The organism is Aeromonas sp. Marseille-Q5825 (genome assembly GCF_946892685.1).
GTDB classification, from domain to species: Bacteria; Pseudomonadota; Gammaproteobacteria; order Enterobacterales; family Aeromonadaceae; genus Aeromonas; species Aeromonas rivipollensis.
In genome coordinates this window covers 280,921-302,011 of record NZ_CAMPOU010000003.1, presented here as the reverse complement: position 1 = coordinate 302,011, position 21,091 = coordinate 280,921, and the positions used below count along the sequence as shown (strand labels likewise).

The following is a 21,091-nucleotide window of genomic DNA, read 5'->3' as shown; positions in this document are numbered from 1 at the left end:
GCCGTTTTTATTGTGGTGGTGAGCCGTTACTGCTTCTGGATGGCCGTCACCGTCAGCTTGCCCGCTGGGTTCTCGGCGTGAAAGCGCACCGCATCCCCCACTTTCAGCCCCTGAAGCTGGGCCGGATCCGCCAGCAGGAACACCATTGTCATGGGGGGCATCTTGAGGTTGGCGATGGCCTCGTGCTTGATCCCCACCTTGCCGTTGGCCTCGTCGATACGGCTGATGACCCCCTTGGTCATCGCCATCTCGCCCATCTCGTTCATGCCTTCCATTTGCCCCATCTGGTTCATGTCATGGCCATCATGATTCATCATCTCCTCGGCCTGCAGGCCGGTGTGGGTGGCAAGGCCCATCAGCAGGGTCAGGGTCAGCGTCTTGTAGTTCATGATCTTTTCCTCGTTGTTTATTCAAAGTCGGTGGTGAATGCGGGTCAGTCGGCTTGCCGGGTTTCGGCCTTGCCAAGGCTTCGGCTGCGCCACAGGTAGTAGGCGGCGGGCAGCACCAGCAGGGTCAGCACCAGTGCACTCACCATGCCGCCTATCATGGGGGCGGCGATGCGCTGCATCACCTCGGAGCCGGTGCCCTGGCTCCACATGATGGGCAAGAGGCCGGCTATGATGGTCACCACAGTCATCATCTTGGGGCGCAGGCGCAGGGCGGCGCCGTGAATGACTGCCTGGTGCAGGCCCGCCTTGTCCGGCTTGCCGCTCGCGACCAGGTCATCCCAGGCGTGGTTGAGGTAGACCAGCATCAAGACACCTGTCTCCACCGCCACCCCGGCCAGGGCGATAAAGCCCACCCCACCGCCACCGAGAGGTTGAAGTCGAGCAGCCAGAGGGTCCAGATCCCGCCCACCACCGCCAGCGGCAGTGTGGTGAGAATGAGCAGCACCTCCTGGAAGCGGCGAAACGCCAGATAGAGCAGCAGCACTATGATGGCGACGGTCAATGGCACCACGTAGGCGAGACGCGCCTTGGCCCGCTCCATGTATTCGTACTGACCGGACCAGGTGAGGGCGTAACCCGCCGGCAGCACCAGCTGCTTGTCCACCTCGGCCTTGGCCTCTGCCACAAAGGAGCCGATGTCGCGGCCGCGAATATCGACGTAGACCCAGCCGTTCAGGCGGGCGTTCTCGCTGCGCAGCATGGGAGCTTCGTCGCTGATGTAGACCCGGGCCACGTCCGCCAGGGCGATGCGCGCGCCGCTCGGAGTCACCACCGGCAGCAGCTCGAGGCTGGCCACCGAGTCCCGGTAGCTCTGGGGATAGCGCAGGTTGATGGGGTAGCGCTCGCGCCCCTCTATGGTCTGCCCCACCTCCATGCCGCCCACTGCGGTGGCGAGCACCGCCTGCACGTCGGCGATGTTGAGGCCGTAGCGGGCCGCTTTCAGCCGGTCGATATCCACCTTGACGTAGCGACCGCCCGCCACCCGCTCGGCGTAGACCGAAGCGGCGCCTTCCACCTTGCCGACGATCTGCTCCAGCTGCTGGCCAAGCTGCTGGATCACCTTGAGATCGGGCCCCGCGATCTTGATGCCGACCGGGGTCTTGATGCCGGTGGCCAGCATGTCGATGCGGGTCTTGATGGGGGGTACCCAGGCGTTGGTGAGGCCGGGGAAGCGGATGAGGGAGTCGAGCTCTTCTTTGAGCTTCTCCGGGGTCATGCCGGGGCGCCACTGATCCCGGGGTTTCAGCTGGATGCTGGTCTCCATCATCACCAGATCCGCAGGGTCTGTGGCCGATTCGGCTCGCCCCGCCTTGCCGAACACGTTCTGCACCTCGGGCAGGGTGCGGATCAGCTTGTCGGTCTGCTGCAAGATCTCCCGCGCCTTGCCCACCGAGATGTTGGCTGCTGTGGTGGGCATGTACATGATGTCCCCCTCGTCGAGCGGCGGTATGAACTCCGAGCCCAGGTACTTGAGCGGCCAGAAGCCCGCCACAGTGACCACGGCGGCCACCATCAGGGTGGTTTTCGGGCGCGCCAGCACGGCACCTAGCAGCGGAATATAGGCCTGGCTCAAGCCGCGGTTGAGGGGATTGGCCTGCTCGGCCAGCACCTTGCCACGGATAAAGTACCCCATGATCACCGGCACCAGCGTGATGGCGAGCGCGGCGGCGGCGGCCATGGCGTAGGTCTTGGTGTAGGCGAGCGGGTGGAACATCCGCCCCTCCTGCGCCTCCAGCGCAAACACCGGCAAAAAGCTCATTGTGATGATCAGCAGGGAGAAGAAGATGGCGGGCCCCACCTCTATGCTCGCCTCGGTGATGATGCGCCAGCGGTTCTTGTCGGTGAGCGCCTCCCGCTCCATGTGTTTGTGGACGTTCTCGATCATCACTATGGCACCATCCACCATGGCGCCGATGGCGATGGCGATGCCCCCGAGCGACATGATGTTGGCGTTGATCCCCTGCAGGTGCATCACGATAAAGGCCACCAGAATGGCGATGGGCAGGGTAATGACCACCACCAGTGACGAGCGCAGGTGGAACAGGAAGGCGAGGCAGACCAGCACCACCACGGCGAACTCCTCCAGCAGCTTGCCGGAGAGGTTGTCGATGGCGCGCTGGATAAGGTCGGAGCGATCATAGACGGTGACGATCTCTACTCCTTCCGGCAGGCTGCTCTTCAGCTCCGCCAGCCGTGCCTTGACCCCGTCTATGGTATGTTGGGCATTCTCGCCGTAGCGCATCACTATGATGCCGCCCACCACTTCCCCCTCGCCGTTGAGCTCGGCGATGCCGCGCCGCATCTGGGGGCCGGTGACCACATCCGCCACATCGCCGAGCAGCAGGGGGGCACCGCGCACCGTGGTGCCGAGCGGGATCTGCTTCAGATCCTCGACGCTTTTCAGATAGCCATTCGAGCGCACCATGTACTCCGCTTCCGCCATCTCGATGACGGAGGCGCCTGTCTCCTGGTTGCCCTGCTGGATGGCGGTCTCGATCAGGGAGAGCGGGATGCCGTAGGCACGCAGCTTGTCCGGATCGACCCGTACCTGATACTGGCGCACCATGCCGCCGACTGTGGCAACTTCGGAGACCCCCTCTACCGTCTGCAACTCGTACTTGAGGAACCAGTTCTGCAGGGAGGTGAGCTCGCTCAAGTCATGCTTGCCGGTTCTGTCCACCAGGGCGTACTGATAGACCCAACCCACCCCGGTGGCATCGGGGCCGAGCTGGGGGCGGGCGGAGGCGGGGAGACTCGGGGCCACCTGACTTAAATACTCCAGTACCCGGGCGCGGGCCCAATAGAGATCCGTGCTGTCGTCAAACAGCACGTAGACGAAGGAGTCACCGAAGAAGGAGTAGCCGCGCACTGTGGTCGCCCCCGGCACCGCCAGCATGGCGGTGGTGAGCGGGTAGGTGACCTGATCCTCCACCACCTGGGGCGCCTGCCCCGGGTAGGCCGTCTTGATGATCACCTGCACGTCGGAGAGATCCGGCAAGGCGTCCACCGGGGTCTGCTTGACCGACCAGAGCCCCCAGGCGGTGAGCATGACGGTCAACAGCAGCACCAGAAAGCGGTTACCCACTGACCAGCGAATAATCGAGGGGATCATGATCTTGCTCCTCCCTCTTGGCGTGGAGTGAACGGCAGGACATGGTTGCTAGTAAAGCGGCAAGAGATCGAAGGGATCATGATCTGGCTCCTTTCTCATATGGCGCTGAGCGCGGAGCCTGTTTGTTGGCAACGTAGCGAATGCTGGAAGGGATCATGGCTTGGCCCCCATATCGTGCTGGCTAGGATCCATGCCTTCCATCTCATCCGTCACTGGCTTGGCTGCGCCGTCGGTTGCTGGCGCCTTCTCCTGATGGATGCTGGTGATGTGGTACTCGTCCCCCTCCTGCATCACCTGCAGGTGGAGGCTTTGCCCCTCGACCAGCTTGCTGATATCGACCCCTTCGGCGACGGTGAACTCCATCTCCATGGCGGGCCACTGCCACTCGGGAATGGGCTGGTGGGCCACCATCAGGGTGCGGCTGGCCAGATCCATGCTTTGCACAGTCCCCTGGGTCCACACCTGGGCCGGGCGCACCGCCGTCATGCGCTGGAAGTCCGAGTCGATGGCAGATTCCGAATCGAGCAGGAACTGGGCCGAGCTGACTATGCTGTCCCCCGCTTCGACTCCCGCCTTGATGGCCACCTTGTCGCCAAACTGGGGACCCAGGGTGACGGCGACCGACTTGAAGTTGCCATCCCCCAGGGCCAGCACCAGCCTGTCCTGACTGCCGGTGCGGATCACCGCTTCGCTCGGTACCACCAGCTGCGGCTCTCCCTTGCCCGCCTGAATCGTCACCTTGGCAAACATATTGGGTTTCAAGAACTCATCCGGGTTGTCAAAGCGCAGCCGCACCTTGAGGGTACGAGTAGCGGCGTCGAGGGTCGGGTAGAGGTAATTCACCCGGCCCTGCCAGCGGCGGCCGGGGGCGTAGTCGAGGGTCATGGTGACAGGATCCCCCACCTTCAGCTGGGCAGCCTGGCGCTCGAACACCTCGGCACTGACCCACACCTGCTTGAGGGTGCTGATGTTGAACAGGGCGGCGGCGGGTTCCACATACTGGCCCTCGCGCACCTTCAGCTCCGAGACATAGCCGCTGCTGGGGGCATAGATGCCAATGGTTTCACGCACCCGACGGCTGCGTTTGAGGGCGGCAATCTGATCCGCCGGCACCTGCAGGGACTTCAGTTTTCCCTCGGCGGCGCGCAGCAGCAGGGGGTTGCTGGTGTTGAGGGCGAGCAGGTACTCATGCTGGGCGTTGACCAGATCCGGGGCGTAGATCTCGTAGAGCAGGGTGCCTTTGGCCACCTTCTGCCCCTCGCTCTTGATGGCCAGGGTGCGGATCCAGCCCGCCATGCGGGCGTTGATGGCCTCGAGCCTGTCCTCGTCATAACCGACATAGCCCACCGTCTCGATCTGCTGGTGGATGGGCAGCTTTTCGACTTTGGCCAGCCGTACCCCCAGGTTCTGCTGGATCTCGGGGCTGATGGTGACGGTACCGGGCGAGCCGTTTTTCTGCTCCTCATAGACGGGGATAAAGTCCATCCCCATGTTGTCCTTGGCAGGGCCGTCGCGCTTGTCGCGGGGATCCATGGGGTTGACCCAGTAGAGCGGCGTCTTCTCTTTGACGGTGGCTCCATCAGTGCTCTGTTTGGCGGCCCAGTAGCCGCCACCGGCGCCGAGGGCGAGCAGCAGGGCCGACATCAGGACTCTCTTGTTCATGACTGGCCTCCGGCGCGGATCTGCATGCAGAAAGTGCAGGAGGAGAGGGCGCCCGCTAAGGCGGCAACCTGGGTGGGTGAACAGTGGGCTGGTGACATCATACGTCTTCTCTTGTGCAGGCCGCCGGGCGGGTGATGGACAAGGCATCACCAAGGGGCTGGCGGCAAACGGGGCGCTGCTGACGAGTCAGCGGACGCACGGCTCCCTGTTGCTGGCGGGGCCAGTGGTCACAGGGTCAGGCAAGGTGTGCAGATAGGGGCAAGGTGAGCCTTGCCTCATGCACAGGAGAAGATCGTTCTAGTGACGCAGCACCGACAGCATCAGGTGTCGGCGCGGCCAGGAGGGAGGGTGGGTACCGCGACTGCGCAGAAAGGGGTCCCGCAGCCAGTTTTCCAGCTGTTGGCTGGTGGTCCCGGGGGGCAGCAGCAACAGGGGCAGAGCGAGCAGGGTCAGCAGGGCGGCCAGCAGTGGCAGGCCGGCGCCTATTGGCGAGGTGAGGCCGCCGTGCATCTGGCACTCGTCCTGATTGAGGTCGGCGGCAGCGTAGCCATCACCGCCGTCGTGGCAGGGGAGCCCCTGCATGGCCGCGGGCAGATTGGCGGCACTGGTCATGGCGAGGGATGGGGATGTCGCCTCCTCCCTTGCCGCCGCGCCATGCCAGCTGATGCAGAGGGTGAGATTGCAGACGAGCAGCAGCGCCAGCAATAGCCGGGCGATGAGCACTGTGGGCAATCTCGATGACAACATGGGCGGTTTCCCTGCGACGGATGAGCCGAATGTAAACCTTGCCGAAAGGTGAAGGTCAAGGCGTGGCAAACCCCGTCTGCCAAAGAGTTGATATGGATTAAGAAATGGCGGGCTGTGAACAAAAAAGCCCCCGCATCGGCGGGGGCTGGGTCTCTTTGCTAGGGCGTGCCTGGCGCCGGGATCAGGCGAAGCAGGCCCAGATAGGGGCGTGATCCGAGGGTTTCTCGATGCCGCGCAGCTCGTAGTCGATGCCGGTCTCGGTCACTTTGTCCTTGAGGGCATTGGACGCCATGATGAGGTCGATGCGCAGGCCCCGGTTCTCGTCAAAGCCCTTGGAGCGGTAGTCAAACCAGGAGAAGCGCTCGCACTCGGTGGGGTTGGCGGCGCGGAAGGTGTCGGTCAGCCCGAACCCCTTGAGGCGCTCCATCCACTCCCGCTCTATGGGCAGGAAGGAGCACTTGCCATCCCGCAGCCAGCGCTTGCGGTTCGCCTCGCCGATGCCGATGTCGAGATCCGTGGGGGAGATGTTCATATCGCCGATCAGCACCAGGGGATCGTCCGGGGTGTGGTGGGTCTCGAGGTAGTGCTGCAGGTCCTCATAGAACTTCTGCTTGGCCGGGAACTTGGTCTCGTGATCCTGGCTCTCCCCTTGCGGGAAATAGCCGTTCATCACCTTGATGAGGGAGCCATCTTCCCGCTTGAAGCTGGCCATGATCATCCGGCGCTGGGCATCCTCGGGATCGGTGGGGAACCCCTTCTGCACGTCGAGGGGCGGCTGCTTGCTCATGATGGCGACCCCGTAGTGACCCTTCTGGCCGTGGAACACCACGTGATAGCCCATGGCTTCCACGTCCGCCACCGGGAAGGCCTCGTCGTGAACCTTGATCTCCTGCAGGCCGATCACATCCGGCTGGTGCTTGTCGATGATGGCTTGCAACTGATGAAGACGGGCACGCAGGCCATTGATATTGAAAGAGATGATCTTCATGTCAGGAATGCTCATGTCGTTTTTATTAGTCGCTATTGGACTAGGAATCCGGTCTGGATGCAAGAGGGGCCAGGGGAGGGGCGTGCAGCCTCCCTGTGCCCCGACCCCGGGCTTAGCGGGTCATCTTCTTGACAAACACCACCACAAACAGCGCCAGGGTGAAGCTGCCGGTGAAGGCCTCGAAGGCGGCGAAGATCCGCGAGAGGCCGACCGGGGTGAAGTCGCCGTAACCCAGGGTGGTGAAGGTCACCACGCTGTAGTAGAGGCATTCGAGCAGGAAGATGGCGTTCTCTTCGAGGGTCGCCTCCGGGCGGTAGATGAGGTGGTTGCCCGCGAAGTTGAGGCCGCAGAAGAAGTAGAAGATGCTGCAGATGAAGATGAGCAGCAGGGAGAAGAGCACCACCCGCATGGGGGCCTCGCCGTAGCCGCAGAACAAGTCCACTATCCAGGAGGCGAAGCGGTGATAGGACCAGAACGGCATCTGCAGGCGGCGCATGGTGAGCTCCTGCTGGATGTAGCGGCCGGACATGGTGAAGATCCCCTGGGCCTCCGAGGCCTTGCGCAGATCCCGGTAGGTCTCTTCCGCCTCCTTGAACCAGACGCGGGCCTGCACAGGATCCCGCTCGCTTCGCCCCTTCCTGTCCTGCATCAGCCGTTTGCCGGTATCCAGGTTGTCGAGCCGGGTGTTCTTCCAGCGGATGCCGAGCAGGTTGACGTCGTGCAACTCGGCGCAGTGCAGGTTGGCGTCACTGACATCGGCCTTCATCAGGCTGCCGCCCTTGATGCGAATGCCGTAGAGGTGGGCGCCCCGCAGGTTGGCGCGATAGAGGTTGCACTGCTCCAGCAGGAATCCCCGGGGGCCCTCTCTGTTCACCAGGTTGAGACCGGCGAGATCGGCGCGGGCCAGTTGCAACCCGTGGCACAGGCCCCCCTGGCGCACATAGTGCTCCAGCGCCGCAGCGGTGTCCGGGGATGAGTGAGAGGCGTGGGGGTCGTGCCAGTGGCACAGGTCGTGATCCCCCGCCTCTTCGCTGCAGTGGCGGCCATCTGCCACCAGGTATCGGCACATCGCCATGCTGTCGCCCCTCCTTGCCTGAGTCTGTATCAGCATAGGTGAGGGAGAGGCGCCGCTGGCTAGGCGAGCTGGTTAAATTCCTGGCGCAGCTTGCGAAAGCGATCCTGCTGGGCGGGATTCAGGGGGATGCCTTCCAGCACCTCCAGGGTCTCCTTGCACTCGGCGCCGAATTCCGGGCTCTTGCGGTTCTTCTGCATCAGTTGCAGCAGCACCTGGATCTTGTTGAGGGCGGCGCCGGTATTGGCGGGAGCCCGGCGCAGGGCCTCGCGGAAATGGCCGAGGGCCTGCTCCAGCTCCCCGCTCTGGTAGGCCTTGATGCCGAGATCGTTGAGCTGCTGGTAGCGCTGACGGCGCTCCTGCACCGTCTTGTCGTCCCGGGTCACCTGGATGCAGGTGGTGAGCAGCCGGTCTTCATCTTCCGCCAGCAGGGATTGCAGGCTCTCGGCGTACTCGAACTCACCGAGCTGGTAGAGGGCGAGTATGGTTTCGCCGAGCAGGGCGGGGGGCATGGTCTCGGGCTTGTCCAGCCAGTTCTGGTTGGCGCGATAGAGCATCTTCTTGCCCTTGAGCAGCTCCCCCAGGGCGATGCGCACCCTGGCCTGACAGATCTGCTCGAACACCGGGTAGTTGAACTCCGACATCATCAGGGAATCGCGGATGCGCGACAGGGCCGAGTTCACCTGCTTTTGCAGGTTGGCGATGTGATAGCCGTCGTTGCTGTTGAGGGCGTAGAGGGTCAGGGTCTGGATGTAGGCCCCCAGATAGTGGGGGGTGCGGTGGATGGAGTTGCGCGACAGATCGATGAGGGCGAGCAGCACATCCTTGGCCTGGCCGTAGTCGTGGCGCTGCAGGCACACCTCTGCCAGCCGGCGGGAGAGCTGCACCGACTGGGGGGAGATGTCCGCCGCCCGCCGCAGCTCCTGCTGGGCCAGCTCTTCCTTGCCAAGGGAAAGCAGGGACTCCGCCAGCCAGAGGTGGGCCTCCACCATCAGGGGGGTGTTCTTGAGCGTCGCCTGCAGGTGGCTCACCGCCTCGTCATAGAGCGCCAGACGGTAGCAGGCCTTGCCCAGGGTCAATCTGGCCCAGCTGTTCTCCTGGCCGGCCAGCAGCTGGCGCATCAGGCTGCGCGCCTCCTTGGCCTGGCCGAGCTTGAGCTGGGTGTCGGCCTGCAGGCAGCGGCAGAAGTTGGCAAAGCGCGGCACCGCATCGGCCTGTCTGGCGCAGGCCTCGACCAGGGCCGGCAGATCGTTCTGGGTGAGGGCGATGAAGACGCTCTCCAGGGACTGGCGGCGGGCGAGGGCGCGCTTCAGGCGAAACGAGAACTGCTCCTGAGAGAAGGGCTTCATCAGGTATTCGTCGGGCTCGGCCTCCAGCGCGCTCAGCACCATGGCACGGGAGCTGTCGCTGCTGACCATGATCACCACGCTCTGGGGCGGGATCAGCTGCTGGTCCCGCAGGCTCTCCAGCAACTGGCGACCGTTCTCGCCCGCCCCCAGCTCGTAGTCCAGCAGATAGATGTCGAAGCTCTCCTTCTGGCAGCGGCGGCGCGCCTCGTCGGCGGAATTGATGTAGGTGATGCGGTTGATGCCGATGTTGATCAGCATCGCCTTCATCATCATCTGAAAGGAACGCTGCTCGTTGACCAGCAGGATGCGCCTGGGTTTGGGCTGGGCTTTCTTCTCTGGTGCGGGATCCGGTGTCTGCATCTGTCTTGCATCGAGGCGCTGCGGGCTGGTGGGAGAAGTGTGCCACCAAAGTCCGCAGACAGGCAATTGAACATGGGAAGGGGGCCCCGTTTTTCCCGCCAAGACAAGAGGCGGCCTGCAAAAAATCATGGCGCGCCCTTGATCTTCGTCAACCGGACGCGAGATGGCAGTGGCACGGTTCGGCCCGCTTTTTAGACTTGAAGGGAGGCAGATCCCGGCGATCTGCAGCCATCACCCGTACCACAAGGAGGAATCAAATGAGTTTGCTACCGAGCCGAACCAGCCTGTTTGATGACCTGTTCCACGATATGGCCTCCGGCTTCTACATCCGGCCCCTGCACGGGGATCCCCTGCCCAGCCGGATCACGCTGGATCTGAGGGAAAACGACGGCGGTTACCTGCTGCAGGCCGAGCTGCCCGGGGTGGCCAAGGAGGACATCCAGATAGATGTGCACGGCAAACTGGTGACCCTGAAGGCGGAGATTCGCCAGCACGACAGCCAGAGCAAGGAAGATCGCTCCCTGCGCAGCGAGCGCTACTATGGCAGCGTGTCGCGCACCGTCGAGCTGCCGGTGGAGGTGGCGCCGGATCAGGTCAGCGCACGCTTCGAGAACGGCATCCTCACCCTGCAACTGCCCAAGCAGGCGGTCACCCCGGCGCCCCATCGCGTTCCCATCGAATAGCGCGCCGTCATGAAAAAGCCCCGCATTGCGGGGCCTCGTCGTTCATGGCTGCCTGCGTACCAGGTAGGGGGCGAACTCGGGAGTGTGCTGCGCCGCAAAACCCGTGGACGTCTTCTCGATGAGATAGACCGCCAGCTTGTGCTCGGTGGCAAAGGCCATCGCCTGCTCGGGCCCCATCACCATGAGGGCGGTGTCGAGGGCATCGGCCTCGAGCGCCGTGGGGGTGATGACGCTGGCGGAGACCAGCTTGTGGGTGACGGGCTCGCCGGTGGCGGGATCTATGATGTGGGAGTAGCGCCGGCCATCAAGCTCGTAATAGTTGCGATAGCTGCCGGCGGTGCTGAGGGCCATACCGTTCGGGATGACCACATCCTCGATGGCGCCCGGCCTGTCCGAGGGCTCGACTATGGCCACCCGCCAGGGGTTGCCCTTGTCGTTGTGCCCCTTGCTGCGCACGGCGCCCGCCACCTCGACGAGGTAGTTGTGCACCCCCTTGCGCTCGAGCAGCGCGGCGATGTCGTCGGACGCCGCCCCTTCCCCCAGAGTGGAGAGATCCAGATAAAGGTCGGGGATCGCCTTGCCGAGCAGGAAATGCTCCCCTTGGGGCGTCAGGCTGAGCTTGTCGATGCCGACTCGCTCCCGCGCCTTGGCAATCTGCTCTGCGGTGGGCCGCTTGACCGGGCGCTTGTCCGGCCCGAAGCCCCACAGGTTGACCAGGGGGCCCACTGTGACGTCCAGCTTGCCCTGGGTGAGGCGCCCCGCATCCATACCCTGCTGCACTATCCTGGCCATGCTGGCCGGTATGACCATGGGAGCCTTGCCTGAGCCCTGATTGAAGCGGGAGATGAGGGAGCCAGGATCATAGGTGGAGATCTCCTGGTTGATGCGCGCCAGCAAGGTATCGAGCTCCTCCTGCAGCGCGGCCTGGCCACCGGGGAAGGGGTCGCTCAGGGTCACCGCATAGTAGGTGCCCATGGTATTGCCCTGGATGCGGGTCTGGGTCGGCGCCGGCTGACAGGCGGTCAACAGCAGCATCAGGGAGAGCAGCAGGCCGCGGGGGGCCAGGGAGAGGGTCTTCATCTTGCATTCTCGCGGGAGTCATCGACGGGGGAGCAGCTTAGCCAAGGGCGCCGCAATTGACGAGCCCCGGGCGCCGGGTCTGGGTGGAAATAATTAAGCCGCGCCGGGGTGACGCCGGCAAATCTGTTCCACAGTTCAATGGACCCCGGGAGTGACCTGGTCCGCAGCTTTGAGCAAAAGCCGCTGCCATCCGGTGACATTTGGGTACAATGAAGATCGATCATGACAGCATCTTTGCGTGTCGCCGTGCGATGCGACAGACAAGGGGGTTGCCATTCCTCGCCAATCAAAGGAGAAGATGATGAAAAAGGTGTTAACCCTGCTGCTGCTGAGTTCCCTGGCTGCCCCGGCGCTGGCCGATGAGTGCGCCTTGGTCATCGAAGGCAATGACGCCATGCAGTTCAACCTCAAAGAGATGAGCGTGCCGGCCACCTGCAAGGAGGTGACCATCACCCTCAATCACACGGGCAAGCTGCCGGTGGCCAACATGGGTCACAACTGGGTGCTGGCCAGCACCGCCGACTATCAGGCCGTCGCCACCGCGGGCATGAGCGCCGGCGCCGATCACGACTACCTGCCCAAGGACGATGCCAGGATACTGGCGCACACCAAGCTGGTGGGGGGCGGCGAGAGCACCAGCGTCACCTTCAAGACCGAGGGGCTGGCGGGCAAGGATCTCACCTTCTTCTGCTCCTTCCCCGGCCACTTCGCCATGATGAAGGGGGCCTTCAAGGTCGGTTGAGCCGCGCTGGCCTGACAGGAAAAAGCCGGGATATCCCGGCTTTTTTTATGATGCGGATACCTTGTGTCGATCGCGCGGTACAGATGAGCCAAGCGATTGAATGAATGGTGCGTTTCGTGATCTTGCGAGGGGTGGTTGCGGTGCAAACAGGATAAAATAAGCCGCAAACGGGCCTGTTAGCCCAAACGCCGATTGGACGGATTTAGGTGATGAGAGCAGTAAAATGGGTGGTCAGCTGTTGCCTGATGCTGGTGTGCGCCCTGGCGCTGGCGGCAGAGCCCCCGGTCAAGAAGAGCCGCAACGGCATCTGCCACCCCCAGGGTGGCACCTACTACGGCCGCACCAAGCATTATGTTCCCTACGACAGCATGCAGGCCTGTCTCGACAGCGGCGGCCGAGCACCCAAACGTTGAGCCAGACCCCAGGGCCTACGCGGGTGTCTCCCTTACCGGGCTTGCAGGGTAAAGAAGGCTAGTGTGGTCTTTTTCCCGCACTCGAAGCGGATGCTCTCCTCCCCTTTAACTACCAGGGTCTCGTTGATGGCCACGGCCTGGCCTGCCACCGTCAGCTGGCCGCTCAGCAGGTGGCAGAGGTAGGTCTTGTCCGCCTCCAGGGTGAGGGTCAGGGGGAAGGGCACATTGAGCACCCGCACGTTGGCGCTGATGCGCGCGGGATCGTAGATGAGCCCCAGATCCGTCACCTCCTTTTTCAGCAGCTCGCAGTGGGTCTCGTCATCCCCGCTGAAGTGGGCCGCCTCGAAGGTGGCATAGGGGTGGCCGTTGAGCACGAAACCTGCGCCGCTGACGGGCAGCAGGATGCGCTGATAGCCGGGAAACTTGGAGAAGGGGCCCGCCGCCTTGATGGGGGCCGAGCTCAGCCGGTAGTCAAAGTCGAGTTTTTCCAGGCTCGATCCCGGGGGGGAGACCAGGATCTGGGCCGTGGTGCCCTGCTTGTTTTTCCAGGGCATCTTCAGCTGGTCAGACTCTTTAATCAGGGTGATCACGTTGGCGCCTCGGCGAGGAGTGGGGAGAGTGAGGCCAAGTGATACCATCCCGCAGGCCCGCCCACAAGGCGCGGGGGCCTGGGGGCGGGCCGACTGCCCAGAATGTCGCCACTGCGGCCCCTGACCCTGACGGGCCCCCGGATGAGGTGCTCAAGATGTCGCCGGTCGGCGGGGGGATGGCAGGCCAAAGGTCGAGGCTGTGATCCTGACGCTGTTAAACGGGCCCGAGGTCGCTACACTGGCACTTCTGCCGTATGGAGGCCCCATGACCCACAAGATCATTCTGGATACCGATCCCGGTATCGACGACGCCATGGCAATACTCTTTGCCGAAGCCCACCCCGCCATCGACTTGCTCGCCATCACCACAGTGTTTGGCAATGCCACCATAGAGAACGGGACCCGCAACGCCCTCTGGCTCAAGCAGAAATACGGCATGAAGGCGGACGTAGCCCAGGGCGCCACCGCGCCGCTGCTGCGCGAGCCCGTGGGGCCGACGACAGTGGTACACGGCCCGAGCGGACTGGGTGATGTGGAGGCGGGGGAGGTGACCCTGACCCCGGATCCCCGCCCGGCCTGGCAATACATAGTCGAGACGCTGAAGGCCAACCCCGGCGAGATCACCCTGGTGACAATCGGGCCGCTCACCAACCTTGCGCTGGCGCTCGAGGCCGCCCCCGAGATCACCGCGCTGGTGAAGCAGGTGGTGGTGATGGGAGGCGCCTTTGGCGTCAACGGCCATCGCGGCAACGTGACCCCCTATGCCGAGGCCAACATTCACGACGATCCCGAGGCGGCCGATCGGGTGTTCACCGCCCCCTGGCCCCTGGTGATCATAGGGCTGGATGTGACCCAGCAGAGCTTCTTCAGCAGCGCCTACCTGGATGCCCTGCGGGACGATGCCGGTGAGCCCGGTCGCTTCCTGTGGGCGGTGAGCCGCTTCTACCTGCGTTTCTATTCCGAGCGCATCGGCCTCAATGGCTGCCACGTGCACGATCCGTCCGCCATCGCCTATGTGATCGATCCCGAGCTGTTCACCCTGCGGGAGGGCCCGGTGCGGGTCATCGACCATGGCCCCGCCATAGGCCACACCCTGCAGAAGTTCGACGGCAAGTCCCATCCCCACGATGAGTGGGCGGACTACCCGGCCCAGCGGGTCGGGGTGGCGGTGCGGGATCAAGCCCTGCTGGCGCTCTATCGCGAGACGCTGGTGGCCTGGGGGAAGGATTGCTGACTCGGGGATGGGCAAAACGTGATGTCCGCCCACTCCTCGCTGGCCGTCGCCACATATACTGACGCACATCGAGGCTGGCAAAGGGAGAGAGAGATGGCCTGGTTGTCGTTGTTGGTGGCAGTCGCCCTGATCGGGTGGTTGATGACCCTGGGGCGCGGCGCCCTGTTCGAGATCCGGCTTGCCCCTGGCAAGGTGCAGGTGAAGCGAGGCTCGGTGCCGCCGCGCTTCCTGGCCCAGGCCAAACAGATCCTGCAGCAGGAGCCGGTGCGAGGGCGCATCCTGGGTCAGCGCGATGGCAACGGGGTCAGGCTCGTCTTCTCCCGCTCCATCCCGGAGCCCGTGGCCCAGCGCCTGCGCAACGTCTTCCCCTATGGGGACTATAGAGGCGCGGCCCAGACCCCGGATGGGCGTAATGCTCGCTGACCGCTTTCTCTTGATGCTGTCGTTCACTTCCTGCGCCGGGCACTTTGCCCGGCGTTTTCATTTCCCATAAGCCCTGGAGAGGCCGCCGCTATCAGCGCGGCCCCTGCAAGGGCTTCATCACCTCTATCAGAAAGTCGATGAAGGCGCGGGTCTGGGGCTTCAAGAAGCGGCCGCCCCTAAACACCGCATGGATCTCGTCATGCCGATCCTCGTACGGGGAGGCCTGCCACTCTGACAGCAGGGGTTGCAATGTGCCGTTGTCCAGCCCCTGTTGCACCATCCAGCTCGACAGCAGCAGTATGCCGGAGCCCGCCTCGGCCGCGCACAGCAGCGGCGTGCCGCCGACCGAGGCGAGGTTGCCCCGCACCGCGACTCTGTGCCGCTGCCCCCCTTGCCGGAAATACCAGTGCTGGCGCTGACGGCCATGGCCGCGGATCAGGCAGTTGTGGTGCGCCAGCTCATCGGGATGGGCGGGCTCGCCATGGCGGGCCAGATAGGCGGGGGAGGCGACCAGCAGGGTCCGGTTGGTGAGCAGGTGGCGGCTATGGAGACCGCTGTCCACTGGGCGTCCGACGCGCACCGCTAGGTCCACGTTTTCGGCGTCGAGATCCACCAGCCGGTTGTCGAGCTCGATCTCGAGCCGCACCCCGGGGTAGCGGGCCAGGAAGGCCGGCAGGCGCGGCGCCAGCCAGCTGGTCCCGAAGCTCTCGAACACCGAGACCCGCAGCGGGCCCTCTGGCGCCACCGGCAGGGGCTGCAGGGATTGCACCAGCTGATCGGCCTCCTCCAGCAGGCGCACCGAGCGGGCAAGGAAGTACTCCCCCTGCTCGGTCAGCACCAGCTGGCGGGTGCTGCGCTTGAACAGCGGGATCCCCAGCTGTTGCTCCAGCGCATCTATGGTGCGGGTCACCGAGGAGGGGGCCAGGTTGAGGGCGCGGGCGGCCCGGGAGAAACTCCCCGACTCCACCACCTGAGCCAGGATACGGACGCGATCCAGCATGGGAGCACCTTTGCGGTAAATGCAAAACTGTTGCAGCTTGTGGCGGTATTCTATCCATGGATGAAAGCGTGAACAATGTGCTCATCGCCCATGGGGCGCTCATCCAAGGAGTATTGCCATGTCAGAACGTATCCAGCTTGCCAGCCAGGTGCCCGCCGCCATCTCGGCCATGATGGGCCTCGAGTCCTATCTCGGCGGGACCGACATTCCGCTGTCGCTCAAGGAGCTCATCAAGCTGCGGGCCTCCATGCTCAACGGTTGCGCCTACTGCATCGAGATGCACGCCGAGGTGGCGATGAAGCATGGGGACAGCCCCCAGCGCTTGCTGGCGCTGTCCGCCTGGCGCGAATCCCCGCTGTTCGATGCGCGGGAGCGGGCGGTACTGGCCCTGACCGACGAGGTGACTCTGATAGCCGAAAGCGGGCTCACCGAGGAGACCTACCAGCAGGCCCTGGCCCTGCTGGGGGAAACCCTGCTGGCCCAGTGCCTGATGCAGGTGGTCACCATCAACGCCTGGAACCGCATCGCAGTGGCGACCCGGATGGAGCATAAACACCCCTGAGGGAGACCCTGCGGTGGGCTGTCGTCTTAAATGGGCCTATTCGAGGCCCTTTTTTCATGGCGGGTCTCAGACAGGGCAGCCCCTTCTGCGCTTCTGTCGGCCCCGGGAAGTTAATCATACATTCGTTTGATTAATTATTTTTTTATTCCCCCTCGGAATATGCGCATCCAGATCAAGGAATGGAGAGGACACCTGTGCATCAAGGGAGGTCTGAATGGCTCTTTTTTGCCCTGTTACTCCCTCTGAAAATAAGGGTAATGAGCCTGGTTGATTAATTGGTGAACGATTTTGGCGGGGAGATAAATTAACGGGAGATGAATCGAGGGTCTGTGAATTTAATAAATTGGTCGCTGTCAAGCGATTAACATCTGACACCTGTTTTCACCACCCTTGGAACATTTTTGGGATTAATTTTTCATGTTGTTCACATGCCGGTCTGATGCAATAAAATGCGGCATTTTTATTATACCAATAAGCCTTGAAACGATGAGGACATTGCATGAGACCTTTTGAAGTAAAGAGGGGCTTGGGCGCTTTGCTGTTGATGGCAACCGCTGGCTTGCTGAGTGGCTGCGACATGGCTCTGATGAGCCCCAAGGGGCAGGTTGGTCTGGAGCAGAAGTCACTGATATTGACCGCACTCGGGTTGATGTTAATCGTGGTGATTCCTGTGATTATTATGACGGTGGCATTTGCTCGTAAATACAGAGCATCCAATACCACTGCCAAATACACCCCGGATTGGTCCCACTCCAACAAGATTGAAGCGGTCGTCTGGACCGTGCCCGTCATTATTGTTGCCATCCTGGCAGTGATTACCTGGAAAACCTCCCACTCCCTCGATCCCTACAAGCCGTTGGAATCTGACGTCAAGCCGATCCAGGTCGATGTGATCTCCCTGGACTGGAAGTGGTTGTTCGTCTATCCGGAGCTGGGTATCGCCTCGGTCAACGAGCTGGCCTTCCCGGTCAACACCCCGATCAACTTCCGGGTGACCTCAGACACTGTGATGAACTCCTTCTTCATCCCCCAGCTGGGTGGTCAGATCTACGCCATGGCCGGGATGCAGACCAAGCTGCACCTGATTGCCAACGAGGCGGGTCAGTACAAGGGGATCTCCGGCAGTTACAGCGGCGCCGGTTTCTCTGGCATGAAGTTCAAGGCGATTGCCACCCAGGACCAGGCCGGTTTCGATGCCTGGGTCGCCAAGGTGAAACAGTCTCCCAAGATGCTGAGCACCATGGGTGAGTTCGATGCCCTGGCCAAGAAGAGCGAAAACCACCCGGTTGAGTACTTCGCCAGCGCCGATCCCAAGCTGTTCGTCAACGTGATCAACAAGTTCATGGGCGGCATGTCCCATGGCGGCCATGACGCTGCAAAAGACGGCGCCATGGACCACGAGGCCATGAAGCATGACGCTGCAAAAGACGGCGCCATGGACCACAAGGCCATGAATCATGAGTCTGCAAAAGAAGGGAGCATGGACCACAAGGCCATGAACCATGACGCTGCGAACGAAGAGACCATGGACCACGCGGCCATGAGTCATGACGAGCATGCCGGACACATGGCCACGTCTATGGCTGACAAGAGTGTGAAAGCAGGATCCGAGGAATAATCGATGTTTGGAAAATTGACACTCGAGGCTGTTCCGTACCATGAACCCATCATCATGGTCACGATAGCCGGTATCATCTTGGGTGGGCTGGCGCTTGCCGGTCTCATCACTTATTACGGCAAGTGGCAATATCTGTGGAAAGAGTGGTTCACCTCGGTGGATCACAAGCGCCTCGGTATCATGTATCTCATCCTGGGCATGGTCATGCTGCTGCGCGGCTTCGCCGATGCGGTCATGATGCGTGGTCAGCAGGTCATGGCCTCCGCCGGTAGCGAAGGCTACCTGAACGCGCACCACTACGATCAGATCTTCACCGCCCACGGCGTCATCATGATCTTCTTCGTGGCCATGCCGCTGGTGATCGGCCTGATGAACATAGTGGTGCCGCTGCAGATCGGTGCCCGTGACGTCGCCTTCCCCTTCTTGAACAACCTGAGCTTCTGGTTTACCGCCGCGGCCGTGGTGCTGATCAACGTCTCCCTCGGGGTCGGTGAATTCGCCCAGACCGGCTGGCTGGCCTATCCGCCCTTGTCGGGGCTGGAGTTCAGTCCGGGGGTCGGGGTCGATTACTGGATCTGGAGTCTGCAGATCTCCGGTCTGGGTACCCTGCTGACCGGTGTCAACTTCTTTGCCACCATCATCCGGATGCGTGCCCCCGGCATGACCATGATGCGTCTGCCGGTGTTCACCTGGACCGCCCTGTGCGCCAACATCCTGATCATCGCCTCCTTCCCGATCCTGACCGTCACCATCGCCCTGCTGACCGCAGACCGCTACCTGGGTACCCATTTCTTTACCAATGACATGGGTGGCAACATGATGATGTACATCAACCTGATCTGGGCCTGGGGTCACCCCGAGGTGTATATCCTGGTGCTGCCGGTGTTCGGGATCTTCTCCGAAATCGTGGCGACCTTCTGCAAGAAGAAGCTGTTCGGCTACACCTCCCTGGTGTGGGCGACCGTGGCCATCACAGTGCTCTCCTTCGTGGTCTGGCTGCACCACTTCTTCACCATGGGGTCTGGCGCCAACGTGAATGCCTTCTTCGGCATCACCACCATGATCATCTCCATCCCGACCGGGGTGAAGATCTTCAACTGGCTGTTCACCATGTACCGCGGTCGCATCGAGTTCAGCTCCCCCATGCTGTGGACCGTCGGCTTCATCATCACCTTCACCGTGGGTGGCATGACGGGGGTACTGCTCTCCGTGCCGGCCGCCAACTTCGTGCTGCACAACAGCCTGTTCCTGATCGCCCACTTCCACAACGTCATCATCGGCGGCGTGGTGTTCGGTTGCTTCGCCGGTATCACCTACTGGTTCCCGAAGGCGTTCGGCTTCAAGCTCGATGACGTCTGGGGCAAGCGTGCCTTCTGGTTCTGGATCACCGGCTTCTTCGTGGCCTTCATGCCGCTCTACGTGCTGGGCTTCATGGGCATGACCCGTCGTGTCAGCCAGAACATAGATCCCGAGTTCCACGGCTGGCTGGTGGTTGCCGCCTGCGGCGCCGGCCTCATCGCCATCGGCGTACTGTGCCAGCTGATCCAGGTCGTGGTCAGTATCCGTGACCGCGAGAAGAACCGTGACTGGACCGGTGATCCCTGGGGTGGCCGTACCCTGGAGTGGGCCACCTCCTCTCCGCCCCCCTTCTACAACTTCGCCATCGAGCCCAAGGTGAAGGGTCTGGACGCCTTCTGGGAAGCGAAAGAGGACGGCAGCGCCTATCGCCAGCCGGCCAAATACGCCCCCATCCACATGCCGAAGAACTCGGGTGCCGGTGTCATCATCGCCGCCTTCAGCGTGGTGTTTGGCTTTGCCATGATCTGGCACATCTGGTGGATGGCCATCGCCGGCTTCGTCGGCATGATCGCCACCTGGATCATCCACAGCTTCAACGACGATGTGGACTACTACGTACAGGTTGACGAAATCGAGCGCATCGAAGGTCAGCATTTCGACAATATCAACAAGGTGGCTTAACTCCATGGCGACTGACGTTCTACATCACTCTCACGGTGCCCATGAGGATGGGCACCATGATGCCGGCGCCACCAAGGTGTTCGGCTTCTGGATCTACCTGATGAGCGACTGCATCCTGTTTGCGACCCTGTTCGCAACCTATGCAGTCCTGGTCAACGGCACCGCCGGCGGCCCCACCGGCAAGGACATCTTCGAACTGCCGTTCGTGTTTGCCGAAACCATGCTGCTGCTGCTGAGCTCCATCACCTTCGGGTTCGGCATGCTGGCCATGAACAAGAACAAGGTCTCTGCGGTCAACACCTGGCTGCTGGTCACCTTCATTCTTGGCGCCGGCTTCATCGCCATGGAGATCTACGAGTTCCATCATCTGATCGTCAATGATGCGGGCCCGGATCGCAGCGGCTTCCTGTCCGCCTTCTTCACCCTGGTCGGTACCCACGGTATCCACGTGACCAGCGGCCTTATCTGGATCATCGTGATGATGGTACTGATCAGCAAGAAGGGGCTGACCGAGCGCAACCGCACGCGCCTGATGTGCCTGAGCCTGTTCTGGCACTTCCTGGACGTGGTGTGGATCTGCGTCTTCACCGTGGTTTATCTGATGGGGGTCATGTAAATGAGTCATTCTGTTGACAATATTGACTGTGCCAGCCACGACAGTGTCAGAACCTATCTGAAGGGGGTCATGTAAATGAGCACTCATTCCGTTGACAATCACGGCGCCAGCCACGGCAGCGTCAAGTCCTACATGACCGGCTTCGTGCTGTCACTCATCCTGACCGCGATCCCGTTCTGGATGGTGATGGACGGCTCCGCCTCCCATGCCATGGTGCTCGGCACCGTAGTGGCCATGGCGGTGGTGCAGATCTTCGTGCACCTGATCTACTTCCTGCACATGAACACCTCCTCCGAGGAGCGGTGGAACCTGGTGGCACTGGTCTTTACCGTGCTCATCATCGCCATCGTGGTCGTGGGTTCCCTGTGGATCATGTACAACCTCAACATCAACATGATGGTTCACTGAGCG

The 21,091-nt window shown here is 62.3% G+C and carries 18 protein-coding genes and 2 pseudogenes; 10 read left to right on the top strand and 10 right to left on the bottom strand.

Translation table 11 applies throughout. From position 1 onward, the window contains the following. Positions 1-26: 26 nt before the first annotated feature. From OC537_RS09675 to OC537_RS09645, 7 genes and pseudogenes are all read right to left on the bottom strand, one after another. Positions 27-389 carry a copper-binding protein gene (locus OC537_RS09675; RefSeq protein ID WP_262110902.1) on the bottom strand — a complete coding sequence of 121 codons (363 nt, stop codon included), beginning with the start codon at positions 387-389 and terminating at the stop codon, positions 27-29. A gap of 44 nt (positions 390-433) precedes the next feature. Continuing rightward, positions 434-3,561, bottom strand: a pseudogene (locus OC537_RS09670) (efflux RND transporter permease subunit). Positions 3,562-3,714: 153 nt separating this feature from the next. Then, a complete protein-coding gene (locus OC537_RS09665) occupies positions 3,715-5,223 on the bottom strand; it encodes an efflux RND transporter periplasmic adaptor subunit (RefSeq protein ID WP_262110901.1) in 1,509 nt (502 codons plus the stop codon). Between the two features lie 297 nt (positions 5,224-5,520). Then, positions 5,521-5,970, bottom strand: coding sequence for a hypothetical protein (locus tag OC537_RS09660; protein WP_262110900.1), 450 nt, complete (start codon positions 5,968-5,970; stop codon positions 5,521-5,523). Positions 5,971-6,151: 181 nt separating this feature from the next. Continuing rightward, on the bottom strand, positions 6,152-6,958 hold the full coding sequence (xthA, locus tag OC537_RS09655; protein ID WP_262110899.1) for an exodeoxyribonuclease III: 807 nt from the start codon (positions 6,956-6,958) through the stop codon (positions 6,152-6,154). Positions 6,959-7,070: 112 nt separating this feature from the next. Then, positions 7,071-8,033 carry an ion channel gene (locus OC537_RS09650; RefSeq protein WP_262110898.1) on the bottom strand — a complete coding sequence of 321 codons (963 nt, stop codon included), beginning with the start codon at positions 8,031-8,033 and terminating at the stop codon, positions 7,071-7,073. A gap of 59 nt (positions 8,034-8,092) precedes the next feature. After that, positions 8,093-9,739, bottom strand: a complete 1,647-nt coding sequence (locus OC537_RS09645) for a tetratricopeptide repeat-containing response regulator (RefSeq protein WP_111910192.1) — start codon at positions 9,737-9,739, stop codon at positions 8,093-8,095. 257 nt (positions 9,740-9,996) lie between these two features. Here OC537_RS09645 and OC537_RS09640 point away from each other — a divergent pair, with 257 nt between their 5' ends. Beyond that, positions 9,997-10,422, top strand: a complete 426-nt coding sequence (locus tag OC537_RS09640; protein WP_262110897.1) for an Hsp20/alpha crystallin family protein — start codon at positions 9,997-9,999, stop codon at positions 10,420-10,422. Between the two features lie 42 nt (positions 10,423-10,464). Here the strand turns inward: OC537_RS09640 and OC537_RS09635 are convergent, their stop codons facing one another. After that, a complete protein-coding gene (locus tag OC537_RS09635) occupies positions 10,465-11,502 on the bottom strand; it encodes an FAD:protein FMN transferase (protein ID WP_262110896.1) in 1,038 nt (345 codons plus the stop codon). A 301-nt stretch (positions 11,503-11,803) separates the two neighbouring features. Here OC537_RS09635 and azu point away from each other — a divergent pair, with 301 nt between their 5' ends. Continuing rightward, entirely contained in the window at positions 11,804-12,244 is a 441-nt protein-coding gene (gene azu, locus OC537_RS09630; RefSeq protein ID WP_163147912.1) for an azurin, read from the top strand. Positions 12,245-12,453: 209 nt separating this feature from the next. Next, on the top strand, positions 12,454-12,657 hold the full coding sequence (locus OC537_RS09625; RefSeq protein WP_106886293.1) for a hypothetical protein: 204 nt from the start codon (positions 12,454-12,456) through the stop codon (positions 12,655-12,657). A gap of 32 nt (positions 12,658-12,689) precedes the next feature. Here OC537_RS09625 and OC537_RS09620 read toward each other — a convergent pair whose 3' ends face one another. Next, complete coding sequence (locus OC537_RS09620) at positions 12,690-13,247, bottom strand: HutD family protein (protein ID WP_111910189.1); 558 nt, start codon at positions 13,245-13,247, stop codon at positions 12,690-12,692. Positions 13,248-13,512: 265 nt separating this feature from the next. On the opposite strand from OC537_RS09620, the gene OC537_RS09615 reads away from it, so the two are divergent. Beyond that, the gene (locus OC537_RS09615; protein WP_262110895.1) at positions 13,513-14,481 is read left to right on the top strand and encodes a nucleoside hydrolase; all 969 of its coding nucleotides are present in this window, start codon (positions 13,513-13,515) and stop codon (positions 14,479-14,481) included. 93 nt (positions 14,482-14,574) lie between these two features. Beyond that, the gene (locus OC537_RS09610) at positions 14,575-14,904 is read left to right on the top strand and encodes a DUF3634 family protein (RefSeq protein WP_163135299.1); all 330 of its coding nucleotides are present in this window, start codon (positions 14,575-14,577) and stop codon (positions 14,902-14,904) included. Between the two features lie 91 nt (positions 14,905-14,995). On the opposite strand, the gene OC537_RS09605 is transcribed toward OC537_RS09610, so the two are convergent. Next, on the bottom strand, positions 14,996-15,904 hold the full coding sequence (locus OC537_RS09605; RefSeq protein WP_262110894.1) for a LysR family transcriptional regulator: 909 nt from the start codon (positions 15,902-15,904) through the stop codon (positions 14,996-14,998). Between the two features lie 118 nt (positions 15,905-16,022). Between OC537_RS09605 and OC537_RS09600 the strand changes: the two genes are divergently transcribed. From OC537_RS09600 to OC537_RS09580, 5 genes and pseudogenes are all read left to right on the top strand, one after another. Beyond that, positions 16,023-16,466, top strand: a complete 444-nt coding sequence (locus OC537_RS09600; protein WP_262110893.1) for a carboxymuconolactone decarboxylase family protein — start codon at positions 16,023-16,025, stop codon at positions 16,464-16,466. Between the two features lie 499 nt (positions 16,467-16,965). After that, on the top strand, positions 16,966-18,084 hold the full coding sequence (gene cyoA, locus OC537_RS09595; protein ID WP_163154034.1) for a cytochrome o ubiquinol oxidase subunit II: 1,119 nt from the start codon (positions 16,966-16,968) through the stop codon (positions 18,082-18,084). A 3-nt stretch (positions 18,085-18,087) separates the two neighbouring features. Beyond that, on the top strand, positions 18,088-20,064 hold the full coding sequence (gene cyoB, locus OC537_RS09590; RefSeq protein WP_262110892.1) for a cytochrome o ubiquinol oxidase subunit I: 1,977 nt from the start codon (positions 18,088-18,090) through the stop codon (positions 20,062-20,064). After that, positions 20,033-20,680: pseudogene (locus OC537_RS09585) on the top strand (cytochrome o ubiquinol oxidase subunit III); the annotation flags it as partial. The gene cyoB and the pseudogene OC537_RS09585, both read left to right, overlap by 32 nt. A gap of 75 nt (positions 20,681-20,755) precedes the next feature. Further along, positions 20,756-21,088, top strand: coding sequence for a cytochrome o ubiquinol oxidase subunit IV (locus OC537_RS09580; protein ID WP_202046727.1), 333 nt, complete (start codon positions 20,756-20,758; stop codon positions 21,086-21,088). Positions 21,089-21,091: the final 3 nt, after the last annotated feature.